Annotated in this window: 11 protein-coding genes and 1 pseudogene; 7 read left to right on the forward strand and 5 right to left on the reverse strand. The window is 73.8% G+C overall.

Going from position 1 to position 12,653, the window contains the following annotated elements; genetic code table 11:
• The first annotated feature begins 1 nt into the window (after window position 1).
• The 5 genes from A6035_RS16460 to A6035_RS16480 are packed head-to-tail and all read left to right on the forward strand — an operon-like array spanning window position 2 to window position 4,906.
• On the forward strand, window positions 2-1,012 hold the full coding sequence (locus tag A6035_RS16460; RefSeq protein WP_235026573.1) for a cytochrome c oxidase assembly protein: 1,011 nt from the start codon (window positions 2-4) through the stop codon (window positions 1,010-1,012).
• Complete coding sequence (locus A6035_RS16465; RefSeq protein ID WP_108848824.1) at window positions 982-1,197, forward strand: PLDc N-terminal domain-containing protein; 216 nt, start codon at window positions 982-984, stop codon at window positions 1,195-1,197. Before A6035_RS16460 ends, A6035_RS16465 begins: the two co-directional genes overlap by 31 nt.
• A 31-nt stretch (window positions 1,198-1,228) precedes the next feature.
• Window positions 1,229-1,762: a bifunctional adenosylcobinamide kinase/adenosylcobinamide-phosphate guanylyltransferase gene (locus A6035_RS16470; protein ID WP_108849351.1), complete on the forward strand. Its 534-nt coding sequence runs from the start codon at window positions 1,229-1,231 to the stop codon at window positions 1,760-1,762.
• Window positions 1,763-1,770: 8 nt separating this feature from the next.
• The gene (locus A6035_RS16475; protein ID WP_167400746.1) at window positions 1,771-2,676 is read left to right on the forward strand and encodes a dihydrodipicolinate synthase family protein; all 906 of its coding nucleotides are present in this window, start codon (window positions 1,771-1,773) and stop codon (window positions 2,674-2,676) included.
• A 58-nt stretch (window positions 2,677-2,734) separates the two neighbouring features.
• Complete coding sequence (locus A6035_RS16480) at window positions 2,735-4,906, forward strand: bifunctional lysylphosphatidylglycerol flippase/synthetase MprF (RefSeq protein WP_108848826.1); 2,172 nt, start codon at window positions 2,735-2,737, stop codon at window positions 4,904-4,906.
• Between the two features lie 96 nt (window positions 4,907-5,002).
• On the opposite strand, the gene A6035_RS16485 is transcribed toward A6035_RS16480, so the two are convergent.
• The 4 genes from A6035_RS16485 to A6035_RS16500 all read right to left on the reverse strand — a co-directional run bounded on the left by A6035_RS16485 (window position 5,003) and on the right by A6035_RS16500 (window position 9,321).
• Window positions 5,003-5,260 carry an HPr family phosphocarrier protein gene (locus A6035_RS16485; RefSeq protein WP_007629212.1) on the reverse strand — a complete coding sequence of 86 codons (258 nt, stop codon included), beginning with the start codon at window positions 5,258-5,260 and terminating at the stop codon, window positions 5,003-5,005.
• 132 nt (window positions 5,261-5,392) lie between these two features.
• Complete coding sequence (locus A6035_RS16490; RefSeq protein ID WP_108848827.1) at window positions 5,393-7,528, reverse strand: PTS fructose transporter subunit IIABC; 2,136 nt, start codon at window positions 7,526-7,528, stop codon at window positions 5,393-5,395.
• Between the two features lie 69 nt (window positions 7,529-7,597).
• Window positions 7,598-8,557 carry a 1-phosphofructokinase family hexose kinase gene (locus tag A6035_RS16495; protein ID WP_108848828.1) on the reverse strand — a complete coding sequence of 320 codons (960 nt, stop codon included), beginning with the start codon at window positions 8,555-8,557 and terminating at the stop codon, window positions 7,598-7,600.
• A complete protein-coding gene (locus A6035_RS16500; RefSeq protein ID WP_108848829.1) occupies window positions 8,554-9,321 on the reverse strand; it encodes a DeoR/GlpR family DNA-binding transcription regulator in 768 nt (255 codons plus the stop codon). The genes A6035_RS16495 and A6035_RS16500 overlap by 4 nt, the downstream gene beginning before the upstream one ends.
• A gap of 135 nt (window positions 9,322-9,456) precedes the next feature.
• Here A6035_RS16500 and A6035_RS16505 point away from each other — a divergent pair, with 135 nt between their 5' ends.
• Both A6035_RS16505 and A6035_RS16510 read left to right on the forward strand, forming a co-directional pair.
• Window positions 9,457-11,250 (forward strand): putative PEP-binding protein, encoded by a 1,794-nt coding sequence (locus A6035_RS16505; RefSeq protein ID WP_108848830.1) that lies wholly within the window; start codon window positions 9,457-9,459, stop codon window positions 11,248-11,250.
• A 122-nt stretch (window positions 11,251-11,372) separates the two neighbouring features.
• Window positions 11,373-12,125, forward strand: coding sequence for a dienelactone hydrolase family protein (locus tag A6035_RS16510; protein WP_108848831.1), 753 nt, complete (start codon window positions 11,373-11,375; stop codon window positions 12,123-12,125).
• A 25-nt stretch (window positions 12,126-12,150) separates the two neighbouring features.
• Here A6035_RS16510 and A6035_RS16515 read toward each other — a convergent pair.
• Window positions 12,151-12,589, reverse strand: a pseudogene (locus A6035_RS16515) (nuclear transport factor 2 family protein).
• Window positions 12,590-12,653 lie beyond the last annotated feature (64 nt).

The following is a 12,653-nucleotide window of genomic DNA, read 5'->3' on the forward strand; positions in this document are numbered from 1 at the left end:
CGTGGACTCCGGGCACGACCCGCGCGGGCACACCGGGCACACCGGGCATCCCGCACCCGGCGGGCACGCCGGTCACCCCGGCCACCCCGGGAGCGGCGGACACGACGGGCTCGGGACCGTCGCGCACGACGCGGCAGCCGGATGGTGGATCTCCGAAGCGATCGGGCTCACCGTCCTCGCCCTCGCCCTGGCCTCCTACCTCACCGGCGTCCACCGGCACCGCGCGCGCGGACCGTGGGCCCGGTGGCGCACCACCGCCTGGATCACCGGGCTCGCCTGCGTCGGCCTGGCCTGGGCAGGCCCTCTCGCCGACGCCGCCCGTCACGACTTCACCGCCCACATGGTCGGACACCTGCTTCTGGGCATGATCGGACCGCTCCTGCTGGTCCTCGCCGCGCCGGTGACACTCGCGCTCCGGACACTCCCGGCCCCCGGTGCACGGACCCTGTCGGCGGTGCTGCGCTCGCCGCCCGTCCGCGTGGTGACCCATCCGGTCGTCGCGGCCGGCCTCAACGCGGGCGGTCTGTGGCTGCTCTACGCCACCGATCTGTTCGCGGAGATGCACAGCGCACCGGCGCTGCACGTGGTGGTGCACGTGCACGTCCTACTCGCGGGGGTGGCGTTCACCGTGGCCATGATCGGGCCCGATCCGAACCCCCACCGCGCGTCCCTGCGTGCCCGCGCCACCGTGCTCGTGCTGTTCATCGGCGCCCACTCGATCCTCGGCAAGTGGCTCTATGCCCACCCACCGACAGGCGTGGAGCCGACCGAGGCCCGCATCGGCGCCCAGCTCATGTACTACGGCGGCGACATCGTGGACCTCACGATCCTCGTTCTGCTGTTCGCCGGGTGGTACCCGGGCTCGCGCTTCCGCTCTCGGCTGCTGCCCGGAAACCCCGCCGCCGGGCGCCGCCATCCGGGGATCGACACGGCCCCGGACCCTCTAGAGTCAGGTCACCACATCGACGGAGGAGGTCCGGCATGGCCCGGAAGAAGCGCATCAGCGAACTGAACGACGCTCAGCGGGCGGGCCTGTGGGCGCTGGTCGCCCTCCAGGTCTCGCTCGCGGTGTCCGCGTGGGCGGACCTGGCCGCGCGACCGGCCGCGAAGGTCAACGGTTCCAAGGGCAAGTGGGCCGCGATCATCGTGGTCAACTTCATCGGGCCGATCCTCTACTTCACCCGCGGACGGCGATAGTGACCGCGGTCGGCCGGGATCGTCGACGCTGATGCGTGTCCTGGTCACCGGCGGTGTGCGGTCCGGGAAGTCCCGGCACGCGGTGCGACTGCTAGCCGAGTCCGAACCCGACACGGTGACGTTCGTGGCGCCGGGCCATCCCGCCGACGACCTCGACGACCCCGACTGGGCTAAACGCGTCGCCCACCACCGCGCCCACCGGCCCGCGGGGTGGCGCACGGTCGAGTCCCCCGACGTTGCCACCGCTCTGCGCGAGGCGCCCGGCCCGGTCCTCGTGGACTGCCTTGGCACCTGGCTCACCGCGACGGTCGACGGCCTGGGACTGTGGGACGCGCCCACCGACGAGGCCCGCGCCGCGGTCGACGAACGCACCGACGTGCTCTGCGCCGCGCTGAAGGACCGGGCCGACGTGGTGCTGGTGACCAATGAGGTCGGCTCCGGCGTCGTCCCGCCCTACCTCTCCGGCGGGCTGTTCCGGGACCTACTCGGTGCGCTCAACCAGACCGTCGCCGAGTGCTGCGACGAGGTGCACCTGGTGGTGTGCGGGCGGGTGCTGACGCTGTGACCGGCCGCGTGCGCACGGAAGCGACCACCGGCCTGAGCGCGTTCCCGCTCACCCCGCTGCGCGACGACCGTGTCGACGAGCACGCCTACGTCGAGCTCGTCGAGCGGCTGGCGCGCTCCGGGGTCGACTCGATCGGCGCGCTCGGCTCCACCGGCTCGTACGCCTACCTCGACCGGGCCGAGCGGCGCCGCGTGGCCGAGCTGACCGTTCGGCACGCGGCCGACGTCCCGGTGATCGTCGGCATCAGCGCGCTGCGCACCTCGCACGTACGGGCTCTGGCCCACGACGCGCAGGCGGCCGGCGCCTCGGCGGTGATGCTCGCCCCCATGAGCTACCAACCGCTCACCGCCGACGACGTGGTGTGCCTGTACACCGACGTCGCGACCGAGTTGTCCGTGCCGATGGTGGTCTATGACAACCCCGGCACCACCCGGTTCGACTTCACGCCCGCGCTCTACGCCCGTCTGGCGGAGCTGCCCTCGGTCGCGTCGATCAAGATCCCACCGCCCCCGCCGGAGGCCGAGGCCGCGCGCGAGCACATCGCGCGGCTCCGGGCGGCCGTGCCCGCGCGCGTCGGGTTGGGGGTGTCCGGAGATCCCTCGGCCGCCGCGGCGCTCCTCGGCGGCTGCGACTGCTGGTACTCCGTCCTCGCCGGCACCCTGCCCGGGCCTGCCCTCGAGATCGCCCGCGCGGCGCTGGCGGGCGACAGCGGGGAGGCGTGCGCCGCGTCGAACCGGCTCGCCCCACTGTGGGACCTCTTCGCCCGGCACGGGAGCCTGCGGGTGGTGGCGGCCGTCGCCGAACTGCTCGGCCTCGCTCCGGAGGACTGCCTGCCCCGGCCGCTTCTGGGGCTGCGCGGCCGTGACCGGGCCGAGGTGGAGACCGTCCTCACAGCCCTGTCGCTCACGAAATAACAACAGGTTCACCCCGGCGGGCTCATACTTGAGCCGTCCCCTCGCCGGAGGTCCCCTTGTGAGCACCCAACAGATCACCGAGACGACCGATGAACCCGCCGCCCGGTCCCCCCTGACCACCGCGGGCCACGCCGTCGCCACCGCCGCGCGGCGCCTGCCCGTCACCGCCGCGATCGTCGCGGCACTGCTGGTCACCGGCCTGGTCTTCGAGACCCTGTGGCGCAGCGCCCGCAACGCCTCCTGGTTCCCGGACGTCGCCTACGGCGTGCCCGCGCTGGAGGGCGGTCGCTGGTGGACATTGGTGACCGGGCCGTGGTTCGGGCTCACACCGCTGCAGCACGTGTCGCTGCTCGTGCTGGTCGCCGCGGGGATCGGTGCGGGCGAGTGGCGGCTCGGCCCCGCACGTACGGCCGTGGTCGCCGCGGTCGGTCAGCTCATCGGCGTGCTCGGCGCGGCCGCGGTGATCGTGCCCGGCGACGCCGTCGGGTGGGAGTGGGCCACCGAACTGTCCGTGCTCCTGGACGTCGGGTGCTCGACCGCGGTGATCGCGGTCCTCGCCGCCGCCACCGCCACCCTGGTCTCGCCGTGGCGGCTCCGGGCGCGCGCGGTGCTGTACGGCTACGTGATCGTGTCGTTCCTGTTCGTGGGAAGTCTGGCCGACCTGACGCACCTGATCGCCTTCGTGGTGTTCCTGTTCGTCGGCGAACGGTTCTTCTCCCGCACCGAGCGGGGTCTGGCGCCCCGGACCCGGCGGGAGACCCGGCTGGTGGTCTCGGCGGGCATGTGGTTCATCGCGGCGGTCCACGTGGTGGTGTATTTCCTGCCGTCCGATGGCCCCCTCGGACCGACGGAAGCCGACGACGTGAGCCTGGCCGGCATGCTCCTGTCCGTCCTCATCGCCGCGGCGACCGCCGAGCTGCTCCGCCGCGGGTACCGGCTCGCGTGGGGCGTGGCCCTGGCGTACGCCGTGGTCACCGCGATCGCCACGCTCGTCGTCACCGCCCTGGTCGTCGCCGCCGACTTCGAGTCGCTCGGCGCGGTCACCCTCGGCACCGGCCTGCTGTGGATCGGCGAGGCCGTCCTGCTGGTGGTGGGTCGCGGCGCGTTCGGCGTGCGGATCCGGCAGCGCGTCACCGGCTCCGGCGTGCACTCGGACGAGGTGGTGGAGCGCGTCCGCGAGCTCATCCGACGCCACGGCGGCAGCACCATGTCGTGGATGATCACGTGGCAGCCGATGAACTACTTCTTCGGCGGCGGCCGGGAGGACGCCACCGGCGCTCCCGACGGCGTCGTGGGCTACCGCATGCACGTCGGCACGATCATCGCCCTCGCCGATCCCGTGGCGGACCCCGCCGACCGCGACACGCTCCTCACCTCGTTCGTCGACTTCGCCGAGGCCCAGGCCGCGGTACCGTGCCTGTTCTCGGTGTCGGGTGAGACGGCCGACCGGATGCGCGCGCACGGCTGGCGGGCGCTGCAGATCGCCGAGGACACCATCATGGATCTGCCCGACCTGGAGTTCAGCGGAAAGAAGTGGCAGAAGATCCGCACCGCCATGAACAAGGCCACCAAGAGCGGCACGACGTTCGTCTCGGGACTGCTGCGCGAGCAGCCGGCGTCCGTGTTGGCGCAGGTCCGGGAGATCTCCGAGCAGTGGGTCGGGGACAAGGAGCTGCCAGAGATGGGCTTCACCCTGGGGACGGTGGAGGAGGCGCTCGACGACGACGTGCGCATCGCCCTGGCCGTCGACTCGGGCGGGGTCGTCCAGGCGGCCCTGTCGTGGCTGCCGGTCTACCGCGGCGGCCCGGACGGCGGCGTGCGCGGCTGGACGCTGGACCTCATGCGCAAGCGGAACGGCCCCGGCGCGAACAACATGGTCGAGTTCCTCATCGCCCGTTCGGCCCTGCAGTTCAGGGAGGAGGGCGCCGATTATGTCTCGTTGTCCGGTGCCCCGTTGGCTCGCAGTGGGGACGACGACGAAGTGGCCGTCCTCGACCGCGGACTCGATCTGCTGGGTCAGGCGCTGGAGCCCTACTACGGGTTCCGGTCGCTGCACCATTTCAAGAGCAAGTTCAATCCGAGGATCGAGCCCGTGTATCTCTGCTTCCGGGACGAGGCGGATCTGCCTCGGATCGGTGTGGCGATCGGTCGGGCGTACCTGCCGGGCGCGACGACCCGACAGCTCGCGGCCCTGGCCCGGTCGGGCACCTCGGAGACGGTGGACGTCTGAGCGCCACCCCCTTCGTCCCGCCGAGAAGAGGAATTCGCGCATCGCTTCTCGGGCGATACAGGCGACTTCCTCTGCTCGGCGGGGCTGGCGAGACCGTCAGTCGGCGTCGAGGTCCTGCTCGATGAGGGCGGCGATCTCGGCCACGGCGTCGGCGTCGTCGCCGCTCACCGTGACCTCGGCGCCCTTCTCCGCGCCGAGCGCCATGATGAGCATCGCGGAGGCGGCGTCGGCCTCCTCGCCGTCGAAGGTGATCTCGATGTCCGTGTCGTACTTCTCGGCGGCCTCGGCGATGATGCCGGCCGGTCGGGCGTGCAGGCCCTCGGCCGATCCGACGATGACAGTGGTGCTGGCCATGGTGACTCTCCTCCTGTGTGCGAGGTGCGTGTGCGGTGGGTGGGGTGGGTGGCGGTGGCGCGGGGGTCGGGCCTTGCCGCCATCGTGCAGGGCGGTCGGTCAGGCCGCGACCGGCTCAGCCGCGGCGGCCGATCAGGCCGCGACCGGCTCGGCCGCGGCGGCCGGCGCCACGGCCGGGGTCCGGCGCGCGGACTTGGCGGTGACCACGGCCGCGCAGGCGACGAGCGTGCCGGCGAGGATTGCCACCAGGTAGCCCCACACCGGGCTGATGGCGAACACCACGAACAGCCCGCCGTGCGGCGCGTACGACTCCACCGAGAACGCCATGATGAGCGCTCCGGTGACGGCGCCGCCGGCCATCATGGACGGGATCACGCGCAGCGGGTCGGCGGCCGCGAACGGGATCGCGCCCTCGGTGATGAAGCTGGCGCCCAGCAGGAACGCGGCGCGGCCGTTCTCCTGCTCGGCCGGGCTGAACAGGCGCTTGCGGATCACGGTGGCCAGGCCCATCGCCAGCGGCGGCACCATGCCGGCGGCCATCACGGCGGCCATGATCCGCAGGGTGGCCGGGTTGTCGGCGACGAGGCCGGCGGTGGCGAACGTGTACGCGGCCTTGTTGACGGGCCCGCCGAGGTCGAAGCACATCATGAGGCCCAGGATCACGCCGAGCAGGATCACAGACGAGCCGGTCATGCCGCCGAGCCACGACTCCATGGCCGAGGTCAGCGAGGCGAGCGGGCGCCCGAGCAGCAGGAACATGAGCAGGCCGATGGCCAGCGAGCCGATGAGCGGGATGAGCACGACGGGCATGAGCCCGGAGAGCCAGCGCGGGGTCTTCCACGTGGTCATCCACCGCACGAGGTAGCCGGCGAGGATGCCGGTGACCAGCGCGCCGATGAAGCCGGCGCCGAGGGTCGCGGACAGGGCGCCGCCGACGAAGCCGGGCGCGATGCCCGGGCGGTCGGCGAGGCCGTAGGCGATGTAGCCGGACAGCACGGCGATCATGAAGCCCATCGCGGCCTGCCCGATCGCGAACAGCACCGCACCGATGTAGAGGCGCAGCCCCGTGTGCGTGAGGACCTCGGCTCCGGCGGTGCCGGCGGAGACGACCTCGCCGTCGAGGTACCAGACCTCGCCGGGCAGGTCGGTGAGGGTGAACGAGGTGGACAGCTCCTGCCACACGAACGCGACGTCGTAGCCGGCGAAGAGGAAGCCCAGCGCGAGGAGCAGGCCGCCGGCGGCGACGAACGGGATCATGTAGGACACGCCGGTCATCACCGCGCGCTGGAGCCCGCGGGCCCAGTGCTCGTCGGCGCCGGCCGAGCCCGAGGCGGCGGTCGCCGTGCCGTCGCCGGAGTCGGCCGACACGCGTCGGGCGCGGGGATCGCGCGCGGCGGCGAGCGCGTCGTCGAGGACCCGGTCGGGGGCGTCGATGGCCTTCTTGACGCCGTACTCGACGACGGGCTTGCCGGCGAAGCGGCCGCGGTCGCGCACGCCGACGTCGGTGGCGAACACGACCGCGTCGGCCGCCTCGATGACGCCCGGGTCGAGGGCGGTGGCGCCGGCCGAGCCCTGGGTCTCGACCTGCAGGTCGACGCCGCGGGCCTGCGCCGCCTGGGCGAGGGAGTCGGCGGCCATGTAGGTGTGGGCGATGCCGGTGGGGCACGCGGTCACCGCGACCAGGCGCAGCGGCGCGTCGCCGTCACCGCTGGTGGGCGTCGCCGCACCGCCGCCGTCGGGGGTGGTCGCCGCACCGGCGCCGGGCGCCGAGGGGGCGGGCGACGACGAGGACGACGACGAGACCTTCTGCTCCTGCGCGGCGAGCACCTTCTCGATGGCCGCGACCGCGTCCTCGGCCGTGGCGGCGGCCCGGAGGGAGTCCACGAACTCGGCCCGCACGAGGTTCCGCGCAAGCGTGGCGAGCAGCTTGAGGTGCTCCTTGCCGCCGCCGGCGGGGGCTCCGATCATCAGCACGAGGTCGGCGGGCCCGTCCTTGGCGCCGAAGTCGACGGGCGGGTCGAGTCGCGCGAACGCCAGGCTCGGCGAGGTCACGGCCTCGGACTTGCAGTGCGGGATCGCGATCCCGCCCTTCATGCCGGTGGCCGCCTTGTCCTCGCGGTCGAGCAGGTCGCGCACGAGCGCGTCGTGGTCATCGGCGCGCCCGGCGTCGACGAGGGTCGAGGCGAGCGCCTGGATCACCTCCTGCTTGGTGCCGCCGAGGTCGGCGTCGAGCCGCACGGCGGCGGTCTCGATGATGGGCTGGTTCATGGCCGTGCTCCGTGTCGTCGTGAGAAGGGCTGTCGTGGTGAGAAGGGGTGGGGCGGGGGTCGGGGGACCTCAGTCGAGGCGCCTGAGCGTGGCGCGGAAGGTCGCGGGGTCGAGGCCCAGGGGCAGGCCGGTGCCGGGCAGGGAGGCGGCCACGCTGCCGTGACCGACCGCCCACGCGAGGCGGTCCCGCGGCGGGAGTCCGCGTGCCCCGGCGAGCAGATATCCCGCGAGCGCGGAGTCGCCGGCCCCGACCGTGGACCTGACCTGCACGGCGGGGGCGTTCGCGAACCACGTCTCGTCGTCGTCGACCAGGACCGCTCCGGCACCGCCCAGGGTGACCAGGACCGCGCCGACGCCCCGGTCGCGTAGGGCGCGCGCGGCGGCGACCACGGGTCCGGTGTCGCCGTCGGCGGCGCGTCGTTCCAGCTCCGCGCCGTCGACGCCGGCGAGCTGGCCGAGCTCCTCACCGTTGGGTTTGACCAGGTCCGGCGCGGCGGCCGGGAGGCGCGCGGCGAGGGCGGCCAGGGGCGCGTCGGAGGTGTCGACGGCGAGGCGCGCTCCCGCCGGGCGCAGGGCGGTGACCAGGTCGGCGTAGAAGTCGTCCCCCACGCCGCGCGGCAGGGAACCGCACAGCACCACCCACTGCGCGTCGCGGGCGAGGTCGGCGATCGTGGACCGGGCCCGATCCAGGGTGGCGGCGTCGAGTTCGGGGCCCGGGGCGTTGATCTTGGTGGTGGTCCCGTCGGGGTCGGCGAGCGTGAGGTTGACCCGCACGGCCCCGGTCGCCGGCACCACGGACGTCACGACGCCGGTCCCGGCGCACATCGTCACGAACGGGTCCTCGGGCGGCGCGGGGAACACCGCGCGCGCCTCCACCCCGCCGGCCGCCAGCACGCGCGCGACGTTGACGCCCTTGCCGCCGGGCGAGTCGTCGACGGTCGCGATGCGGTTGACCCCGCCCACGGCGAGCGGCGCGGGCAGCTGCGCGGTGCGGTCCACCGACGGGTTCATGGTGAGCGTGACGATCATGGCAGCACGACCTCGATTCCGTGGGTGTCCAGAGCGGCGGCGAGCGGGCCGGGCGGGGGCGAGTCGGTGACCAGCACGTCGATCTGGTCGAGGCAGGCGAACGAGACGAGGAACTCGTGGCCGAACTTGCTCGAGTCGGCGAGCACCGCCACCCGCCGCGCGGCGCAGCACATAGCGTGCTTCACTGCCGCCTCGTCCGGGTCCTGGGTGGTGAGGCCACGATCGGGGTGGAGGCCGTTGGCGCCGACGAACGCCACGTCCACCCGGATCGCCTCCAGGGCCCGCAGCACCGACGCGCCCACGCACGCGCCGGTGAGTCCGCGGACGGTCCCGCCGAGCACGTGCAGGTCGTCGGTCGCCGCGCGGTGCAGGCCGTCGGCGACGGGCACCGAGTTGGTGATGACCGTCAGCCCGTGGTCGGCGGGCAGCGCCTCGGCGAGGGCCGCGGTCGTGGAGCCCGCGTCGACCAGCACCGTCCCGCCGGCGGCGGGCAACAGGCGCAGCGCGGCCCGGCCGATCGCGCTCTTGGCCTCGACGTTCTCCGACCGGCGCGCGGCGAGGGTCCGCTCCACCCGCCCGCCCGGGACCGCGGGCACCGCGCCGCCGTGCGTGCGCTCGAGGTGGCCCTCCGACTCCAGGACCGACAGGTCGCGGCGGATGGTCTCCGCGCTCACGTCGAGGTCGGCGGCGAGTTCGGCCACGGTGACCCGCCCGGACGCGGCGAGGGTCTCCGTGATGCGCCGTCGTCGCTCGCTGCCGTACATGATGGGCCTTTCGCCTGTGACCGAGTGTGTTGGATTCTGCCCGAAACGGTTGGAAAGTCAAGCGGTCTTAGTTAGTCTCATCACAGAACCACTCGATCGGCCGGGCGCGGGCGCCCGGTCCGCTAGGAGCTCCCAATGACGCAGCAGTCGAAGGCCGGGGCGGTCATCCGCGGCACCGGCGTGGTCGCCGGACTCGCCCACGGGCCCGCCCGGTGGGTGGTGCGGCCCGAGGCGCTCGATCCCGCGGCGGGGTCGGCGGGCGGGGCGTCGGCGGGCGCGGGGACGGCCGAGGGCGGCTCGTCGGATGCGGGGTCGGCGGCCGAGGCCGGCGGCTCGGCGGGCGCGCCGGCGCCTGATGAGCGCGAGGTCGAGCGCGGCCGAGAGCGCTTCGCGGCCGCGGCGGCCACCGTCGCCCGCCGCCTCGACCAACGGGCCGCCCTTGCGACCGGCGTCAGCGCCGAGGTGCTCACCGCCAACGCCGTCCTCGCCCGCGACCGCGGCTGGGCGAAGGAGGTCACCAAGGAGCTGAAGAAGGGGGCGGCGGTCGAGGCCGCGGCGGTCGCCGCCACCGAGAGCTTCGCCGCGAAGTTCGCCAAGATCGGTGGCCGGCAGGCCGAGCGCATCACCGACCTGCGCGACCTCTGCGCCCGGGTGGTCGCCGAATTGCGAGGCCTGCCCGAGCCCGGGATCCCCGCCTTCGACGAGCCCGGCATCCTCCTGGCCGACGACCTCGCCCCCGCCGACACCGCCGGCCTCGACCCGGCCCTCGTGCTGGCGATCGTGTGCGAGCACGGTGGTCCCACCTCGCACACCGCGATCATCGCCCGCCAGTTGGGCATTCCCTGCATGGTCGCCGCGGACGGCCTGTCCGCCGTCGCCGACGGCACCCGCGTGCTCGTCGACGCCGCCGCGGGCACCGTCACCGTCGAGCCCGAGGAGGGCCCGGCCGCGGCGGCGGCCGAGGCCGACCGGCGGCACCGCGCCGCGGCCGCGACCTGGACCGGGCCCGCCGCCCTCGCCGACGGTCACGCGGTCTCCCTGCTCGCCAACGTCCAGGACGGCGACGGCGCGGAGGCGGCCGGCGCCGGCCCGGCCGCGGGCATCGGCCTGTTCCGTACCGAGCTGGCGTTCCTCGACCGGGCCGACGAGCCGACCCACGCCGAGCAGGTCGCGCTCTACGCCCGCGTACTCGGCGCCTTCCCCGACTCGCGCGTCGTCACCCGGACCCTCGACGCCGGCTCGGACAAGCCGCTCGCGTTCGCCGGAATGACCGAGGAGGACAACCCCGCCCTCGGCGTGCGCGGCATCCGCGTGGACCTGCTCGATCGTGGACTGCTCGACCGCCAGCTCGACGCCCTCGCGGCGGCCGGCCGGCAGGTCGGCGGCGCGCAGTCCTCACCGTGGGTGATGGCGCCGATGGTGGCCACCGTCGACGAGGCCCGCGACTTCGCCGACCGTTGCCGCAGCCGGGGCCTCACGCCCGGGATCATGGTCGAGGTGCCGTCCGTCGCCGTGGCGGTGGACCGCTTCCTGCCCCACGTCGACTTCCTCTCCGTCGGCACCAACGACCTCACCCAGTACGTCATGGCCGCCGACCGGATGTCCCCGGACCTGGCCGCGCTCACCGATCCCTGGCAGCCCGCCGTACTGCGGCTCATCCGCACGGTCGCCGATGCCGCCCGCCGCGCCCCCGACGGCCGGTCGATCCCGGCGGGTGTGTGCGGCGAGGCCGCGGCCGACCCGGACCTCGCCTGCGTGCTGCTCGGACTCGGCGTCACCTCGCTGTCGGTGGCCACCGCCGCCCTCCCCCACGTCGGCGCCGCGCTGGCCGGGGTCACGCTCGAGCAGTGCCGCGAGTTCGCCCGGATCGCACTCGACAGCGACACGGCACGCGACGCCCGGGACGCGGTCCGCGCCGCCCGCGGCTGAGCGGGACGCCGGGCGCGCAGCCGGACCGAGCCCTGCCGCGGCCGACCTGCCGGTCCCGCGCGGCGGCGAGCGGTACGGTCGGGACGGACAGAGGAGAGTCGACCGCGACACCGGGAGCCGCCATGACCGTAGACCTGCGCATCGACACTGCCGACGGGACCGCGGAGGCGTTCGTCTCACGCCGCGCGGCCGCGGACCACGACCTGCCGGGCGTGCTGATGTTCCCCGACATCTTCGGCCTGCGGCCGCAGATCCGCGCGATGGCCGACCGCATCGCCGACTGGGGCTACGTGGTCCTCGTGCCGAACGTCTTCTACCGGTCCGGCACCGCCGACGAGCTCGAACCCACCACGGACCTGCGCAAACCGGGCGAGCGGGACGGCTACCTCGAGACGGCCGTGCCGCGGATGAACAGCCTCACCTCCGAGCTGTCCCGCCTGGACACCGCCGCCTACCTGGACGCGCTGACGGCGCTGCCCGGGGTCGCGGGCGGCGTCGGGGTCATCGGCTACTGCATGGGCGCGCGTCTGGCGATGCGCGCGGGCGGGGACCACCCTGATCGGATCCAGACGGTCGGCGGGTTCCACGGCGGCGGCCTGGTCACGGAGGAGCCGGACAGTCCGCACCGGAGCCTGGCGACCACCCGCGCCGCGGTCCTGCTGCGTCACGCCGACGACGACCCCTCGATGCCGCCGGAGGGCATGGACGCCATCACCTCCCTCGCCCGCGAGTCCGGAGTGGCGCTCGACCAGGCCGTCTACCCGGGCGCTCCGCACGGCTACTCGATGGCGGATACGTCGATGTACGACGAGGCCTCGGCGGAGCGCCACTTCGAGGACCTTCGCGAGCACCTGTCGCGCCGCCTCTCGCGCTGACCGCAGGCATTTGGGATGTGGAAGGTCAAAGGGCCGGCATGTAATCGAAGAACCCGGGGCTGTGGTCTTCGCGGAGGCGGGTCAGGCGCCGGTAGCTGATGAGCCACCGCCCGTCCACGCACAGATATTCCTCGTGGTAGCGGCGGTGGTGTCGGAGGTCAGTTCGATCTCCGGGGAGTGCCCGTGATGGACGTCGTCACGTGGGTCGGGCCACCGAGCATCCCGCGGATCGCCGCGGTCACCGCCTCCGGCCCCACCACGCGGTTGGCCGTGCCCTGGGTCTTCGACTGCTTGTCTTCGGGCAGTCCGCCCCAGGTCTCGCTCATCACGTCGTCGGTGTGGAGCGTCGGGTCGATGTCCCACCGCTTCTCGTCGAGCGCCCGCAGACGGGCGGCGAACACGCGCGTGATCTCCTCGATCGCCAGCGCCTGTTCCCCACTGCTCAGGGAGATCTGTCCCGTCATCCTCACGCTCCCACATCGTCTCGGCGCCCAGCCCGCGCGCGTCCGCAGCCACCAAGCAAGCATT

The organism is Dietzia lutea (assembly GCF_003096075.1).
Classification (GTDB): Bacteria; Actinomycetota; Actinomycetes; order Mycobacteriales; family Mycobacteriaceae; genus Dietzia; species Dietzia lutea.